Source organism: Pseudomonas sp. EA_105y_Pfl2_R69 (genome assembly GCF_963970915.1).
In the GTDB taxonomy this organism is placed as follows: domain Bacteria; phylum Pseudomonadota; class Gammaproteobacteria; order Pseudomonadales; family Pseudomonadaceae; genus Aquipseudomonas.
In genome coordinates, this window is record NZ_CAXAOO010000006.1 from 214,317 (window position 1) to 228,466 (window position 14,150).

General features: G+C 63.3%; 14 protein-coding genes, 1 tRNA gene and 1 pseudogene. 7 read left to right on the plus strand and 9 right to left on the minus strand.

The genetic code is table 11. The features are described from left to right. Positions 1-72: 72 nt before the first annotated feature. The gene (gene uvrB / locus AACY13_RS17620; protein WP_339462870.1) at positions 73-2,088 is read right to left on the minus strand and encodes an excinuclease ABC subunit UvrB; all 2,016 of its coding nucleotides are present in this window, start codon (positions 2,086-2,088) and stop codon (positions 73-75) included. Positions 2,089-2,277: 189 nt separating this feature from the next. Here uvrB and AACY13_RS17625 point away from each other — a divergent pair, with 189 nt between their 5' ends. The 7 genes and pseudogenes from AACY13_RS17625 (at position 2,278) to AACY13_RS17655 (ending at position 8,123) form a co-directional block, all read left to right on the plus strand. Then, positions 2,278-3,474: an amino acid aminotransferase gene (locus tag AACY13_RS17625; RefSeq protein ID WP_339462871.1), complete on the plus strand. Its 1,197-nt coding sequence runs from the start codon at positions 2,278-2,280 to the stop codon at positions 3,472-3,474. A 65-nt stretch (positions 3,475-3,539) separates the two neighbouring features. Beyond that, positions 3,540-3,615, plus strand: a tRNA-Asn gene (locus AACY13_RS17630). Positions 3,616-4,175: 560 nt separating this feature from the next. Continuing rightward, entirely contained in the window at positions 4,176-4,412 is a 237-nt protein-coding gene (locus AACY13_RS17635) for a DUF2061 domain-containing protein (RefSeq protein ID WP_339462872.1), read from the plus strand. Between the two features lie 172 nt (positions 4,413-4,584). Then, positions 4,585-5,883 carry a serine/threonine protein kinase gene (locus AACY13_RS17640; RefSeq protein WP_339462873.1) on the plus strand — a complete coding sequence of 433 codons (1,299 nt, stop codon included), beginning with the start codon at positions 4,585-4,587 and terminating at the stop codon, positions 5,881-5,883. Between the two features lie 73 nt (positions 5,884-5,956). Further along, positions 5,957-6,652: pseudogene (locus tag AACY13_RS17645) on the plus strand (MlaA family lipoprotein); the annotation flags it as partial. A 78-nt stretch (positions 6,653-6,730) separates the two neighbouring features. Then, the gene (locus AACY13_RS17650) at positions 6,731-7,174 is read left to right on the plus strand and encodes a MerR family transcriptional regulator (protein ID WP_339462874.1); all 444 of its coding nucleotides are present in this window, start codon (positions 6,731-6,733) and stop codon (positions 7,172-7,174) included. Between the two features lie 94 nt (positions 7,175-7,268). After that, a complete protein-coding gene (locus AACY13_RS17655; RefSeq protein WP_339462875.1) occupies positions 7,269-8,123 on the plus strand; it encodes a pirin family protein in 855 nt (284 codons plus the stop codon). Positions 8,124-8,187: 64 nt separating this feature from the next. On the opposite strand, the gene AACY13_RS17660 is transcribed toward AACY13_RS17655, so the two are convergent. From AACY13_RS17660 to AACY13_RS17695, 8 genes are read right to left on the minus strand one after another with little or no spacing between them, the layout of a single operon-like run. Beyond that, positions 8,188-8,511 (minus strand): hypothetical protein, encoded by a 324-nt coding sequence (locus AACY13_RS17660; RefSeq protein WP_339462876.1) that lies wholly within the window; start codon positions 8,509-8,511, stop codon positions 8,188-8,190. After that, positions 8,508-9,725 (minus strand): c-type cytochrome biogenesis protein CcmI, encoded by a 1,218-nt coding sequence (ccmI, locus tag AACY13_RS17665; RefSeq protein WP_339462877.1) that lies wholly within the window; start codon positions 9,723-9,725, stop codon positions 8,508-8,510. Before ccmI ends, AACY13_RS17660 begins: the two co-directional genes overlap by 4 nt. Continuing rightward, positions 9,725-10,225 carry a cytochrome c-type biogenesis protein gene (locus AACY13_RS17670; RefSeq protein WP_339462878.1) on the minus strand — a complete coding sequence of 167 codons (501 nt, stop codon included), beginning with the start codon at positions 10,223-10,225 and terminating at the stop codon, positions 9,725-9,727. Before AACY13_RS17670 ends, ccmI begins: the two co-directional genes overlap by 1 nt. After that, positions 10,222-10,758 carry a DsbE family thiol:disulfide interchange protein gene (locus tag AACY13_RS17675; RefSeq protein ID WP_339462879.1) on the minus strand — a complete coding sequence of 179 codons (537 nt, stop codon included), beginning with the start codon at positions 10,756-10,758 and terminating at the stop codon, positions 10,222-10,224. Before AACY13_RS17675 ends, AACY13_RS17670 begins: the two co-directional genes overlap by 4 nt. Beyond that, complete coding sequence (locus AACY13_RS17680; protein ID WP_339462880.1) at positions 10,755-12,728, minus strand: heme lyase CcmF/NrfE family subunit; 1,974 nt, start codon at positions 12,726-12,728, stop codon at positions 10,755-10,757. The genes AACY13_RS17675 and AACY13_RS17680 overlap by 4 nt, the downstream gene beginning before the upstream one ends. Beyond that, on the minus strand, positions 12,725-13,192 hold the full coding sequence (gene ccmE, locus AACY13_RS17685; protein WP_339462881.1) for a cytochrome c maturation protein CcmE: 468 nt from the start codon (positions 13,190-13,192) through the stop codon (positions 12,725-12,727). The genes AACY13_RS17680 and ccmE overlap by 4 nt, the downstream gene beginning before the upstream one ends. After that, complete coding sequence (ccmD, locus tag AACY13_RS17690; protein WP_339462882.1) at positions 13,189-13,365, minus strand: heme exporter protein CcmD; 177 nt, start codon at positions 13,363-13,365, stop codon at positions 13,189-13,191. The genes ccmE and ccmD overlap by 4 nt, the downstream gene beginning before the upstream one ends. After that, positions 13,362-14,120, minus strand: coding sequence for a heme ABC transporter permease (locus AACY13_RS17695; protein ID WP_339462987.1), 759 nt, complete (start codon positions 14,118-14,120; stop codon positions 13,362-13,364). Before AACY13_RS17695 ends, ccmD begins: the two co-directional genes overlap by 4 nt. Positions 14,121-14,150 lie beyond the last annotated feature (30 nt).

The following is a 14,150-nucleotide window of genomic DNA, read 5'->3' on the forward strand; positions in this document are numbered from 1 at the left end:
ATTAAATCGAGGCGGCGATATTAACAGCCCTAGCCCTCCGCCCTCCAGCGCCGCCCTCCGCGCCCCGGACCGTTACACCTGCAGCAGGCGCTCACGCAGCTTGTGGATCTCGTCGCGCAACTGCGCCGCGGCCTCGAACTCCAGATCGCGGGCCAGGGCGTACATCTTCTCCTCCAGCTGCCGGATGCGCTTGGCGATCTCGCTGGGCGAACGCAATTCGTTCTCGTAGCGCGCGTTTTCTTCGGCGGCCTGGGCCATGCCCTTGCGCTTCTTGCTACGCGAACCGGGCACGGTGGCCCCTTCGAGAATGTCCTGTACGTCCTTGAACACGCCTTTGGGGGTGATGCCATTGGCGGTGTTAAAGGCGATCTGCTTGTTGCGCCGCCGCTCGGTCTCGCCGATGGCGCGCTCCATCGAGCCGGTCATGCGGTCGGCATAGAGAATCGCCCGGCCGTTGAGGTTACGCGCGGCGCGGCCGATGGTCTGGATCAGCGAGCGTTCGGAGCGCAGGAAGCCCTCCTTGTCCGCATCGAGGATCGCCACCAGCGACACTTCCGGCATGTCCAGGCCTTCGCGCAGCAGGTTGATGCCGACCAGCACGTCGAAAGCGCCGATGCGCAGGTCACGAATGATCTCGACCCGCTCCACGGTGTCGATATCCGAGTGCAGGTAACGCACCTTGACCCCGTGATCGGCCAGGTAATCGGTGAGGTCTTCGGCCATGCGCTTGGTCAGGGTGGTGACCAGCACGCGCTCCTCGATGGCCACGCGCTTGTGGATTTCCGAGAGCAGGTCATCGACCTGGGTCAGGGCCGGGCGCACCTCGATCTGTGGGTCGACCAGACCGGTGGGCCGCACCACCTGTTCGATCACCCGCCCGGCATGCTCGGCCTCGTAGTTGCCCGGCGTGGCCGAAACGAAGATGGTCTGCGGGCTGGCCGCCTCCCACTCCTCGAAACGCATCGGCCGGTTATCCAGTGCCGAGGGCAGACGGAAGCCGTATTCGACCAGGGTTTCCTTGCGCGAGCGGTCGCCCTTGTACATGGCACCGACTTGCGGCACCGACACATGGGACTCGTCGATCACCAGCAGCGCCTGGTCCGGCAGGTAGTCATACAGGGTCGGTGGCGGCTCGCCGGGGCCGCGTCCGGACAGATAGCGCGAGTAGTTTTCGATGCCGTTGCAGTAGCCCAGCTCGAGAATCATCTCCAGGTCAAAGCGGGTGCGCTGCTCCAGACGCTGGGCCTCCACCAGCTTGTTGGTACTGCGCAGATAATCCAGGCGCTCGACCAGCTCGACCTTGATCTTCTCCACCGCCTCCAGCAGCACCTCGCGCGGGGTGACGTAGTGGCTCTTGGGGTAGAAGGTGAAGCGCGGCAGTTTGCGGATCACCTCCCCGGTCAGCGGATCGAACGCCGACAAACTTTCCACTTCATCGTCGAACAGCTCGATACGAATGGCTTCCAGATCCGATTCTGCGGGGAAGATATCGATCACATCACCGCGCACGCGGAAGGTGGCGCGGGCGAAGTCCATATCGTTGCGGGTGTACTGCAGGTCGGCCAGGCGGCGCAGCAAGGCACGTTGATCCAGTTTGTCGCCGCGATCGACGTGCAACACCATCTTCAGGTAACTCTCCGGACTACCCAGACCGTAGATGCACGACACAGTGGTAACGATGATCGCGTCCGGCCGCTCCAGCAGCGCCTTGGTCGCCGACAGGCGCATCTGCTCGATATGGTCGTTGATCGAGGCGTCCTTCTCGATAAAGGTGTCGGACGACGGCACATAGGCCTCGGGCTGGTAGTAGTCGTAATAGGAAACGAAATACTCCACCGCATTGTTCGGGAAGAAGCTCTTGAACTCGCCATACAACTGCGCGGCCAGGGTCTTGTTCGGTGCCAGCACCAGGGTCGGCCGCTGGATCTGCGCGATCACGTTGGCGATGGAAAAAGTCTTGCCCGAGCCGGTCACGCCGAGCAGGGTCTGGTGCGAAAGACCCGCTTCGAGCCCCTCGACCATCTGCCGGATTGCCTCCGGTTGATCGCCGGCGGGCTGAAAACGGGTGACCAGTTGGAACTCGGACATGACGGACCTCGACAAGCGGCTGTGACGCGAGCTGAAAGCGTACGTCAAAACCGGTGAAAAGCGTGTGCCTGCTGTCGCGGCACAGGTTATGGCTCGGTATACTACCGGCCCACTTACGCAACCCCTAGCCCCAGTCGTAGCAGGGTGTTGCCTGACACTCATCTCTCCTCTCCAAGAGCTGCCGCCTCCATGAGTCTGTTCTCTGCCGTCGAAATGGCACCGCGCGATCCCATCCTGGGCCTCAATGAAGCATTCAACGCCGATACCCGTGCGACCAAGGTCAACCTGGGCGTGGGCGTTTACTACAACGAGGAAGGCCGAATTCCGCTGTTGCGCGCCGTCGCCGAAGCCGAAAAGGCCCGCATTGAAGCCCATGCGCCGCGTGGCTACCTGCCGATCGAAGGGATTGCCGCCTATGACAGCGCCGTGCAGACACTGCTGCTGGGAGCCGACTCCGAGCTGATCGCCGCGGGCCGAGTCATTACCACCCAGGCGGTGGGCGGCACCGGTGCACTGAAAACCGGTGCCGACTTCCTCAAACGCATGCTGCCGAACACCGTGGTGGCCATCAGCGACCCGAGCTGGGAAAACCACCGCGCGCTGTTCGAGTCCGCCGGCTTCCCGGTGCAGCACTACCGCTACTACGACGCGGCCAGCCACGGGGTAAACCGCGCCGGCATGCTCGAAGACCTGAGAAACCTGCCGGCCCGCTCAATCGTCGTGCTGCACGCCTGCTGCCACAACCCGACCGGCGTCGACCTGTCGCTGGACGACTGGAAAGCCGTGCTGGAGGTGCTGCGCGAACGCGAGCACGTGCCCTTCCTCGACATCGCCTACCAGGGCTTCGGTGACGGCATCGAGCAGGACGCCTTTGCCGTGCGCCTGTTCGCCGAGTCGGGCCTGCAGTTCTTCGTCTCCAGTTCCTTCTCCAAGTCCTTCTCGCTGTACGGCGAACGCGTCGGTGCCCTGTCCATCGTCACCGCCAGCAAGGAAGAGGCTGGCCGCGTGCTCTCGCAGGTCAAGCGGGTGATCCGCACCAACTACTCCAACCCGCCGACCCACGGTGCCACCGTGGTCGCCACTGTGCTTAACAGCCCTGAGCTGCGCGCCCTGTGGGAAGATGAGCTGGCGGGCATGCGCGAGCGTATTCGCGGCATGCGCCTGAGCATGGTCGAACAATTGGCTGCCCTGAGCAGCAAGCGCGATTTCAGCTTCGTCGCCCAACAGCGCGGCATGTTCTCCTACTCGGGCCTCACCGCCGAGCAGGTCGAGCGCCTGAAAAGCGAGTTCGGCATTTACGCCGTCGGCACCGGGCGCATCTGCGTCGCCGCGCTGAACCAGCGCAATCTGCCGGCCGTGACCCAGGCCATCGCCCAGGTGCTCTAAGCCGCCAAGGGGAAGCCAGGGATGCTTGACTTCCCCTTCTTAATCAGTAGGATACGCGCCGTCATTCCGCGATAGCTCAGTCGGTAGAGCAAATGACTGTTAATCATTGGGTCCCAGGTTCGAGTCCTGGTCGCGGAGCCACATTCAAGAGCCTCGGTTAATCCGGGGCTTTTTTTCGCCTGCCGGACTCTCACCAGGACCATGTCCCAGGTTATTCGCTACGCTCACCCCTCCGGGGCCGCGCTAAAGCGCGTTCAGCTAGCGCTGTCGAGTCCTGGTCGCGGAGCCACATTCAAGAGCCTCGGTTAATCCGGGGCTTTTTTTCGCCTGCCGGACTCTCACCGGGACCATGTCCCAGGTTATTCGCTACGCTCACCCCTCCGGGGCCGCGCTAAAGCGCGTTCAGCTAGCGCTGTCGAGTCCTGGTCGCGGAGCCACATTTAAGAACCCAGCCTAACCGCTGAGTTTTTTATTGCCTGCGGACTCTCCACCGCCTGGTTATTCGCTGACGCTCGCCCCTGCATCCTGGCTGAACACCGTGCGCACCAACAGCCCCGACTACAACACCCCATAGAAATAATCGCCCTACCCCAATCGATCGAACAAAACTATCAAGAAGATCGAGACGAGAAATTTTATCAATACAACTTTAGCCACTAGGCTGCACAGCAACAGAGAACAGTTCTCAATCGAGGCGCGCCATGCTCAAGACCCTGACCTTTACCCTGATGCACTTCTGCATCGCCTTCGGGGTGACCTATGCGCTGACCGGCAGCGTCGCAGCCAGCGGCCTGGTGGCAGCCGTTGAGCCGCTGTGCAATTCCGTGGGTTTCTACTTCCACGAGAAGCTGTGGGCGAGGCTGGTCGCCAGAAGAAGTCGTGCGCCGTCCTCCGCCCAGGCCATTCCCCGGCACGCCTGGTTGCACCACCAGGCTTGAGCGGCCAGCCTACCCGGTTTATTGACCTGCCCCCTGGCCACTGGAGTCCCGAAACAGCGACCTGTACAGCGGCGGGGTTATTTCCATTGATAATAAAACGCACTTAGGAAAGACTCTGTGGTCGAATGACGCCAGCTCACGTCAGCTTGCCCACTACTCGAGAATTCCTGTCATGCCGCGATTCTTCCGCTTGGTCGCCTTGCTCAGCGCAATGGCCTTTACCGGCCAGCTCCTGGCAGCCGATATCGATGCAACCAGTTATGGCTACCCCCTGAGCAACCCCTTCGAAGCCACGATCGCCACCACCCCACCCGAACTGCGCCCAAGCCTACCGGCCGACGCCGACATCGATCAGGATGACTATCGGATCAAGCTGCGCCCCGAACGCGAGTTCGAACTGTCGGAGAACTTCTGGCCGGTCACCAAGATGGGTTATCGCCTGGCCAAACAGCGCGGCGTAGCGCCCTTGATCTTTATCATCGCCGGCACCGGTGCGCACTACGCCAGCAGCACGCCGGAGTACCTGAAGAAGCTGTTCTATGGCGCGGGCTATCACGTGGTGCAACTGTCTTCGCCCACCAGCTACGACTTTATGACCTCGGCCTCGCGCTTCGCCACCCCGGGCATTACCCGCGACGATGCCGAAGACCTGTACCGCGCCATGCAGGCCGTCAGGGCCCAGCACCCGCGCCTGCAAGTCAGCGAATTCCACCTGACCGGCTACAGCCTGGGCGGCCTGCAGGCTGCTTTCGTCAGCGAACTCGACGAGACGCGGCGCAGCTTCAACTTCAAGCGCGTGCTGCTGCTCAACCCGCCGGTCAACCTCTATACCTCGCTCGGCAACCTGGATCGCCTGGTGCAGACCCAGGTCGAAGGCATCGACAACAGCACCACCTTCTACGAACTGGTTCTGAACAAGCTGACCCGTTACTTCCAGGCCAAAGGTTACCTCGATATCAACGACGCCCTGCTCTACGACTTCCAGCAGTCCAAGGAGCAACTCTCGGACGAGCAGATGGCCATGCTGATCGGCGCGGTGTTCCGCTTCTCATCCTCGGATATCGCCTTCACCTCGGACCTGGTCAATCGCCGCGGCCTGATCACCCCGATCAACTATCCGATCAAGGAAGGCACCAGCCTGACGCCGTTCTTCAAGCGCGCCCTGCAATGCAATTTCGACTGCTACCTGACGGAACAATTGATTCCCATGTGGCGAGCCCGCTCTGACGGCGGCAGCCTGCTGCAACTGATCGACCAGGTCAGCCTGTATGCCCTGACCGACTACCTGAAAGACAGCAGCAAGATCGCCGTCATGCACAATGCCGACGACGTGATTCTCGGCCCTGGCGACCTCGGTTACCTGCGCAAGACCTTCGGCGAGCGCTTGACCCTCTACCCCCTCGGCGGCCATTGCGGCAACCTCAATTACAGCGTCAACAGCGACGCCATGCTGGAGTTCTTCCGTGGCTAAGCCTTTCCGCAGCGCGCTTTTCGCAAGCCTGATACTCGCCAGCAGCCTGGTCCAGGCGCAACACGCGGCCGATGACGACGGCTTCAAGCAGCCGCTGCAGCATCTGCAGTTCAACCCTGGCCTCGATCAGCGCGAGTTCGAGCGCTCGAGCCTCGGCGCACTGCAGGTCTATGACCCGCTGGAGTCCTGGAACCGTCGGGTCTATCACTTCAACTACCGCTTCGATCAGTGGGTGTTTCTGCCGATCGTCGATGGCTACCGCTATATCACCCCCGACCTCGTGCAAAGTGGCGTGAGCAACTTCTTCAGCAACCTGGGCGATGTGCCCAACCTGCTCAACAGCGCGCTGCAGTTCAAGGGCAAACGCGCCATGCAGACCACCGCACGCCTGCTGCTCAACACCACCATTGGGGTCGCCGGCCTGTGGGACCCGGCCACCCGCATGGGCCTGCCCAAGCAGCGCGAAGACTTTGGCCAGACCCTGGGTTTCTACGGCACGCCGGCGGGTCCGTACCTGATGCTGCCGCTGCTCGGCCCCTCCAACCTGCGCGACACCGGCGGGCTGGTGGCGGATTTCGCCGCCAGCAGCCAGATCAACCTGCTCAACGTCGCCGAAACCAGCGTGCAGCATCCGGAAATCACCCTGCTCGAAGTAGTCGACCAGCGCGCCACGGTGAACTTCCGCTACGGTCAGCTCAACTCGCCCTTCGAGTACGAGAAAATCCGCTTCTTCTACCATGAGTCGCGCAAGCTGAAGATCGCCGAGTAGGCATCCCCCGGCGACTTGACCCAAGGGCCGCCCCCAGGTTTTAACCTAGGGCGACCCTGTCGATTCTGGAGACTGCTTATGCGTGTAGCCCAACTGGCCAAGGCCGCCGGCGTCAGTGCCGAAACTGTCCGCCACTACACCGACCTCGGTTTGTTGCAACCCGCCCGCGACCCGCACAACGGTTACCAGCAGTTCGCCTCCGGCGACCTCCAGCGCCTGCGTTTTATCGCCCGCGCCAGACGCCTGGGTTTCAGCCTCAAGGATGTACAGGCGATCCTCGCCCGAGCCGAGAGCGGCAGCGCGCCATGCGGCGAAGTGCGCGACCTGCTGGGCAACCGCCTGGCGGCCCTGCAGGCCCATATCGACGAGTGCCAGCGCCTGGCACTGGTCATGCACAACGCCCTCGACGACTGGGCCGAGCGGCCCGAGTGCGCCCCCGATGGCCAGGCGATCTGTCGCTTGATCGAAGACTTCGAGCTGCCCGAGGAAAGCCGCCCCGCCACCCCCTGCCCGGCCCACTGAACATCTAAAAAATAGATCATTAAGTCCTTTATTTAGCAACCATCAATCTGATTTATCGGCATAGGATAGGGCCATCCACTAATGGAGGCCCCCCATGAATCCACTGCGCAGCGTTATCGCCATCCAACCCGGCCAGCCCGCATCCGACGGTGCCGGCGTGCGCCTGACACGAGTGATAGGCGGGGGCGGCCTGGAGCGCTTCGACCCCTTCCTGATGCTCGACGAGTTCGCCTCGGACAACCCCGACGACTACATCGCCGGTTTTCCGCCGCACCCGCACCGCGGATTCGAGACCATCACCTATATGCTCGAAGGCCATATGCGCCACGAAGACCACCTGGGCAATGTCGGCCTCCTGCAAAGCGGTGGCGTGCAGTGGATGACCGCCGCCCGCGGCATCATCCACAGCGAAATGCCCGAACAGGAACAGGGGGCCATGCGCGGCTTTCAGCTGTGGCTCAACCTGCCGGCCAAGGACAAGCTCGGCGACCCTGGTTACCGCGATATTCCGGCCAGCGAGATTCCGCGCCTGACCAGCCAGAGCGGGGTCGAGGTGGTGGTGATCGCCGGGCAGTTCGACGACGGTCAGGTCCGGCAACAGGGCGCAGTGCAGCGCCCCCACACCGAGCCCTACCTGTTCGACTTGCACCTGCCGGCCGGCAGCCACATCGCGCCGCGCCTGCCGCAAGGGCACAGGGCCATGCTCTATGTCTACCAGGGCAGCCTGCAGCTACCTGGTGCCAGCCCGCAGTCGGTGGCCGCCGGCCGCCTGGTGCGCCTTTCCGACCAGGGCGAGCTGCACCTGCACAGCCAGGACGGCGCGCGCCTGCTGCTGATCGCGGGCAAGCCTCTGGGCGAGCCGATCGTGCAGTACGGCCCCTTTGTGATGAATACCCGGGAAGAGATCGAGCAGGCGCTGCGCGACCTTCGCGACAGCGCCCTGGCCTGACCCCGGACGGAGGCCGACGACCGGCACCGTGGTCAGTCGCCCGGAACGCTAACCGGCTACGGCGCTACTGGACGTAGTGCCGATAGAGGCCTGGCGGGACACCGCTGCTGTCGGTTGGCTGCCAGGGCCCCTGTGGGTTGGTCGCCCAACTCCAGCCGCGATTCCAGCGGTAGTAGGTGCGTTCGCGGTAGTACAGGTCACGCACACCAGCCACGACATACACCGTCAGACGACTGTCCCAGTGGCTTTTCACACCGGGCGGCGGCGCATAGCGCGGGTGCGACTTGGCCACCGACGGCTGCGCGCTGGGGACGCTGCCCTGCTGTAGCGCGCAACCGGCCAGGCTCGACAAGCCCAGCGCTAGCACCAGCGGCATCCAGCGCTTCATTGCGCCTGGCCGTCGGCGGTGTCGATGGTCAGGTGCTGCGGCTCGGTGGTGCTGCTGGCCAATGGCTGGCTGCGGCCGATCCATTCGCCGGCGGTAGCGTTGCCACTGCGGGAAACCCGCGCCACCAGCTGCACCTGTGCGAACCCGGAAAGCTTGAGCTGCGGCATCATCGCGTCGCTGTCCGACAGGCTGACCTGCGCCGGCAGGTCGGCTACAGTCAGACGCTTGACCGCCAGCGGCATCGGCGGACCGGAGGCCGCACGAGCAAAGACGAACACGCTGTCGCTCGGTTGTACCTGGTCCTGCAGCGCCGCAGCCAGCTCGACCTTGACCGTCAATTGCCGGCTCGCCGCAGCAGCCGGCGCTGGCGTTGGCACTTCATCTGTCGGCGCGGCGAGGCGCTCACGGGCACGTTCGATACCGCCCTGAATCGCCTGTCGCGAAGGGTCCTGCTCAGGCAATACCGCGACCAGGCGCTCCCAGAAGCCGATGGCTGCCGTAAAGCGCCCCTCTTCATAGGCGGCAATACCGAGCAGACCGAGGCTGGTGACCTCATCCGGATCGGTCTGCAAGGCTTCATCGGTGAGCGTCTGCAGCTGCTCGCTCCATTGCTTGTTGCCGGCGAAGTACAGCGCCTGGGCCCACTGCCCGAGCAGCTCCGGCTCACGTCCGGCAACGCCGACGGCCCGTTCGAAAGCCACCGCCGCATCGGCCGCCCGCTCCTGGGCCATATAGGCGCGACCGAGGAAGTACCAACCCTCGACAGAATCGGGATTGCTCTGTACCGAGGCTTCCAGGCGCGCGGTCATCTCCTCGATGCTCTTCGGCTGCTCGGCCAAGGTACGCGCCTGCTCAACCTCATCGATGGCCCCCCAGTGCTGATACAGGCCATAGCCCAGCAATGGCATCAGCAGGGCCGCCAGCAGCGGAATCTTGCCGCCCAGCGCGGCAAAGCGGCTTGGCGTCCCGGCACCTTCGGTGTCGGCCAGCAGCTCGCGGGCCGCTTCGTCGCGACCACGCTGCAGCTGCTCATCGTTCAGCGCGCCGGCCTCGTGCTGGCCTTGCAGCTCCTGCAGGCGTTCCTGATAGAGGCTCACATTGAGCGCGGTACGATCCTCTTCCGCTTGCGCCTTGCGCCCGCGCAACACCGGAATCAGCAGAAAAGCCAGGGCCACCAGCAACAGCAGGCCGGCGCACAACCAGAATTCGATCATCAGTCTTTCTTATCCACAGGCGGTTGATTATTGGCAGGCGGCTGGCTAAGCAAAGCGGCCAGGCGCTGCCGTTCATCCGCAGACAGGCCGCTGGCCTCGGCATTCTGTTTGCCGCGGCGACGCAGCAGGATCACCCCGAGCAGGACGAAGCCCCCGAGCAGCAGGCCGCCCGGGCCGTACCAGAGCAACAGGGTGCGCGCGGTTAGCGGCGGTTTGTAGAGAACGAAATCGCCATAGCGGCTGACCAGAAAATCGATGATCTGCTCATTGCTCTGGCCCTCCTCCAGCATGCGGAAGATCTGCGCCCGCAGGTCCATGGCAATCGGCGCGTCGGAGTCGGCGATATTCTGGTTCTGGCACTTGGGGCAGCGCAGCTCTTCCACCAGATTGCGGTAACGCTCGCGCTCGGCCTCGCTGGCAAACTCGTAGGTATCGATGGCGGCCTGGGCGCTGCCAAGCAGCGCCAGGCCCAGTACGGCTGCGGTCAACAAACGTTTCATGGGCTGACCTCGTCGACCAGTTCTTGATAGAGCGGGGCCAGTTGCTCGCGCCAGACCCGCTCATCGATCACGCCGACGAACTTGTGGCGGATGATGCCGTCCTTGTCGATCAGGAAGGTCTCGGGTGCGCCATACACGCCCAGGTCCAGACCCAGGGTACCGCGGGCGTCGTTGATATTGAGCTGGTAGGGATCATGGAACTCCACCAGCCACTTCTGCGCGGCGGCGTTGTCGTCCTTGTAGTTGACCCCATGGATGGTTACGCCGAGCCCGGCCAGCTTGTTCAGCACCGGATGCTCGACCCGGCAGGCCACGCACCAGGTGGCCCAAACATTGACCAGCGCAGGCTTGCCCTTGAGGTCGGCCTCACTCAGCGTCTTGCCATCCTGCACCGCCGGCAGGGAGAACGCCGGAAACGGCTTGCCGATCAGCGCCGAGGGCAGTTCGCTGGGGTCGAGAAACAGGCCACGGTAGAGGAACAGCGCGACACCGAGAAAAATCGCCAGGGGCAGTATCAGGATCAACCGTTTCATGCCTGCGCCCCCGCCATGCCCAGGGCTTCGCGTACCCGGGTTTTGACCTTTATGCGGTAGCGCTTGTCCGCTGCCGAGAGGAAACCGCCCAGGCCCATCAGCAAGGCACCCAGCCAGATCCAGCGGACAAAGGGCTTGATATGCACGCGCACCGCCCAGGCTCCGTTGTCCAATGGCTCGCCCAGGGCGACGAACAGGTCGCGGGTGATCCCGGCATCGATGCCGGCTTCGGTCATGACCGACTGCTGCACGGTATACAGGCGCTTCTCCGGGTGCAGAACGGCGATCTGCTTGCCGTTTTCAAGGATGCGCACCGTGCCTTTGTCGGAGGTGAAATTCGGTCCTTCGAAGTGTTCGGCCCCGTCGAAGACAAACTGATAACCACCGATTTCCACCGACTCGCCGGGAGCCATGCGCATATCGCGTTCGAAACTGCCGACACTGGTAAGCACCACGCCCAGGGCGCACACCGCCATGCCCAGGTGCGCGGTCTGCATGCCCCAATAGCTGCGGGTCAGGCTCGGCAAGCCCTTGAGCAAGCCCTTGTGCCGGGTCTTCTCATAGATATCGCGCACCCCGGCCAGTACCACCCACAGCGCCAGCAGCCAGACGCCGAGCACGGCCCAGTTGAAATCGCCCAGCAGCAGGCTCACCACCACCGCCAGGACCACGCTGCCGATCAGCACCGGCGAGAGCATGCTCAGCAACCACTGCAGCGGCGTGTCCTTCCAGCGCACCATTACGCCCACCGCCATCATCGCCATCAACAAGCCCATCAGCGGCACGAACAGCGCATTGAAGTAAGGCGGGCCGACCGACAGCTTGGTGCCGCTGATGGCATCCAGCACCAGGGGATAGAGGGTGCCGAGCAGAATCATTGCCGCCGCTACCACCAGAATGATGTTGTTGACCAGCAGCAGGGTTTCCCGCGACCACAGGGCAAAACCGACCTGGCTCTTGACCACCGGCGCGCGGATGGCGAACAGGGTCAGCGACCCTCCCACCACGAGCAGCAGAAACGCCAGGATAAACACCCCACGCTCCGGATCGCTGGCGAAGGCATGCACCGAGGTCAGCACCCCGGAGCGCACCAGGAAGGTCCCCAGCAGGCTCAGGGAGAAGGCGGCGATGGCCAGCAGCACGGTCCAGCTCTTGAACACGCCGCGCTTCTCGGTCACCGCCAGGGAGTGGATCAGCGCGGTGCCGACCAGCCAGGGCATAAAGGAGGCGTTCTCCACCGGGTCCCAGAACCACCAGCCGCCCCAGCCGAGTTCGTAGTAGGCCCACCAGGAACCCAGGGCAATACCCACGCCGAGGAAGGCCCAGGCCACCGTGGTCCAGGGCCGCGACCAGCGCGCCCAGGCCGCATCCAGCTTGCCGCCGAGCAGCGCGGCGATGGCAAAGGCGAAGGCCACCGAGAAACCGACATAGCCCATATAGAGCATCGGCGGATGAATGATCAGGCCGAAGTCCTGCAGCAGCGGGTTGAGGTCGCGGCCATTGGCCGGGGTATCGAATAGCAGGCGCTCGAAGGGGTTGGAAGTGATGATCAGAAACAGCAGAAAACCGATGCTGATAATGCCCATCACGCCCAGCACCCGGGCGAGCATTTCTTCCGGCAGCTGCCGCGAGAAGATCGACACGGCGAAGGTCCAACTGGCCAGGATCAGGCCCCAGAGCAGCAGCGAACCTTCGTGCGCGCCCCATACGGCGCTGAACTTGAAGTACCAGGGCAGGGCCGTGTTGGAATTGTTGGCGACATAGGCCACGGTGAAATCGTCGACCATAAAGGCGTAGGTCAGGCAGACGAAGGCGAATAGCATAAAGCTGAACTGGCCCCAGGCCGCGGGCTGGGCCAGGCTCATCCACTGGCGATCGCCCCGCCAGGCTCCGACCATCGGCAGGCTGGCCTGCACCAGCGCCATGCACAGGGCCAGAATCATGGCCAGATGGCCGAGTTCGGGAATCATTGCGCGCCTCCCTGAGTGGCCGCGTCATGCTGCTGCTTCATGCCACTTTGCTCCAGCGCCTGCATCACCTCAGGCGGCATATAGTTTTCATCGTGCTTGGCCAGGACCTCGTCGGCGATCAGCACGCCATCGGCATTCAACTTGCCCATGGCGACGATGCCCTGCCCTTCGCGAAACAGGTCGGGGAGAATGCCGCTGTAGCGGATCGTCACGTGTTCGGCACCGTCGGTGACCACGAAGTCGGTATCCAGCGAGTCGCCGGAGCGTTTGACCGAGCCCTCTTCCACCAGCCCACCGGCGCGAATGCGGGTGTCCTGCGGGGCCTCGCCGTTGGCGATCTGGGTCGGCGAGTAGAACAGGTTGATGTTCTGCTGCAGCGCGCTCAGAGCCAGGGCCACCGCGATGCCGGCACCGGCGAGAATGGCCAGGACTATATACAAGCGCTTCTTGCGCACAGGGTTCACTTCGACTCCTCCCGGCGCAAACGACGCGCCTCGTCTTGCAGATAACGGCGGCGGGCCAGGATTGGCAGCGCCACATTCAGCCCCAATATCGCCAGGCTGATGGCATAGCAGGACCAGACATAAGGCCCGTGACTGCCCATGGCGATAAACTCGCTAAAGCTGGCAAAGCTCATAGACCCTTCTCCACCTGCGCCTTGACGACAACCTTGGCCCAACTGCTGCGCGCCTCACGCTTGAGCACTTCCAGGCGCATGCGCATAAGCAGTACCGCGCCAAAGAAGCAGTAGAAACCCAGCACCATCAACAACAGCGGCATCCACATTTCGAATGGCATGGTCGGTTTCTCCACCACGCTGAAGGTGGCGGGCTGGTGCAGGGTGTTCCACCACTCCACCGAGTACTTGATGATCGGGATATTGATCACCCCGACAATCGCCAACACCGCGCAGGCCTTGGCCGCGCTGTCGCGGTTGCTGATGGCCTGGCCCAGGGCGATCACGCCGAAATACAGGAACAACAGAATCAGCATCGAGGTCAGGCGCGCATCCCACACCCAGTAGGTGCCCCAGGTCGGCTTGCCCCAGATGGCACCGGTCAGCAGGGCGATTACGGTCATCCAGGCCCCGATAGGCGCGGCCTGCTGCAGGGCGACATCGGCCAGCTTCATCTTCCACACCAGGCCGACGATACCGGCCACCGCCAGCATCACGTAGATCGACTGGGCGAGGAACGCCGCCGGCACATGGATATAGATGATGCGAAAGCTGTTGCCCTGCTGGTAATCCGGCGGCGCAAAGGCCAGGCCCCAGACCAGGCCGACAGTCAGCAACAAGACCGCGGCCAGCGCCAGCCAGGGCAGCCAGCGCGCGCCGATCTCATAAAACCACTTGGGCGAGCCCAGTTTGTGAAACCACGTCCAGTTCATCAGGTCACTCATCAGTGCTAGGGCGAATCGCGG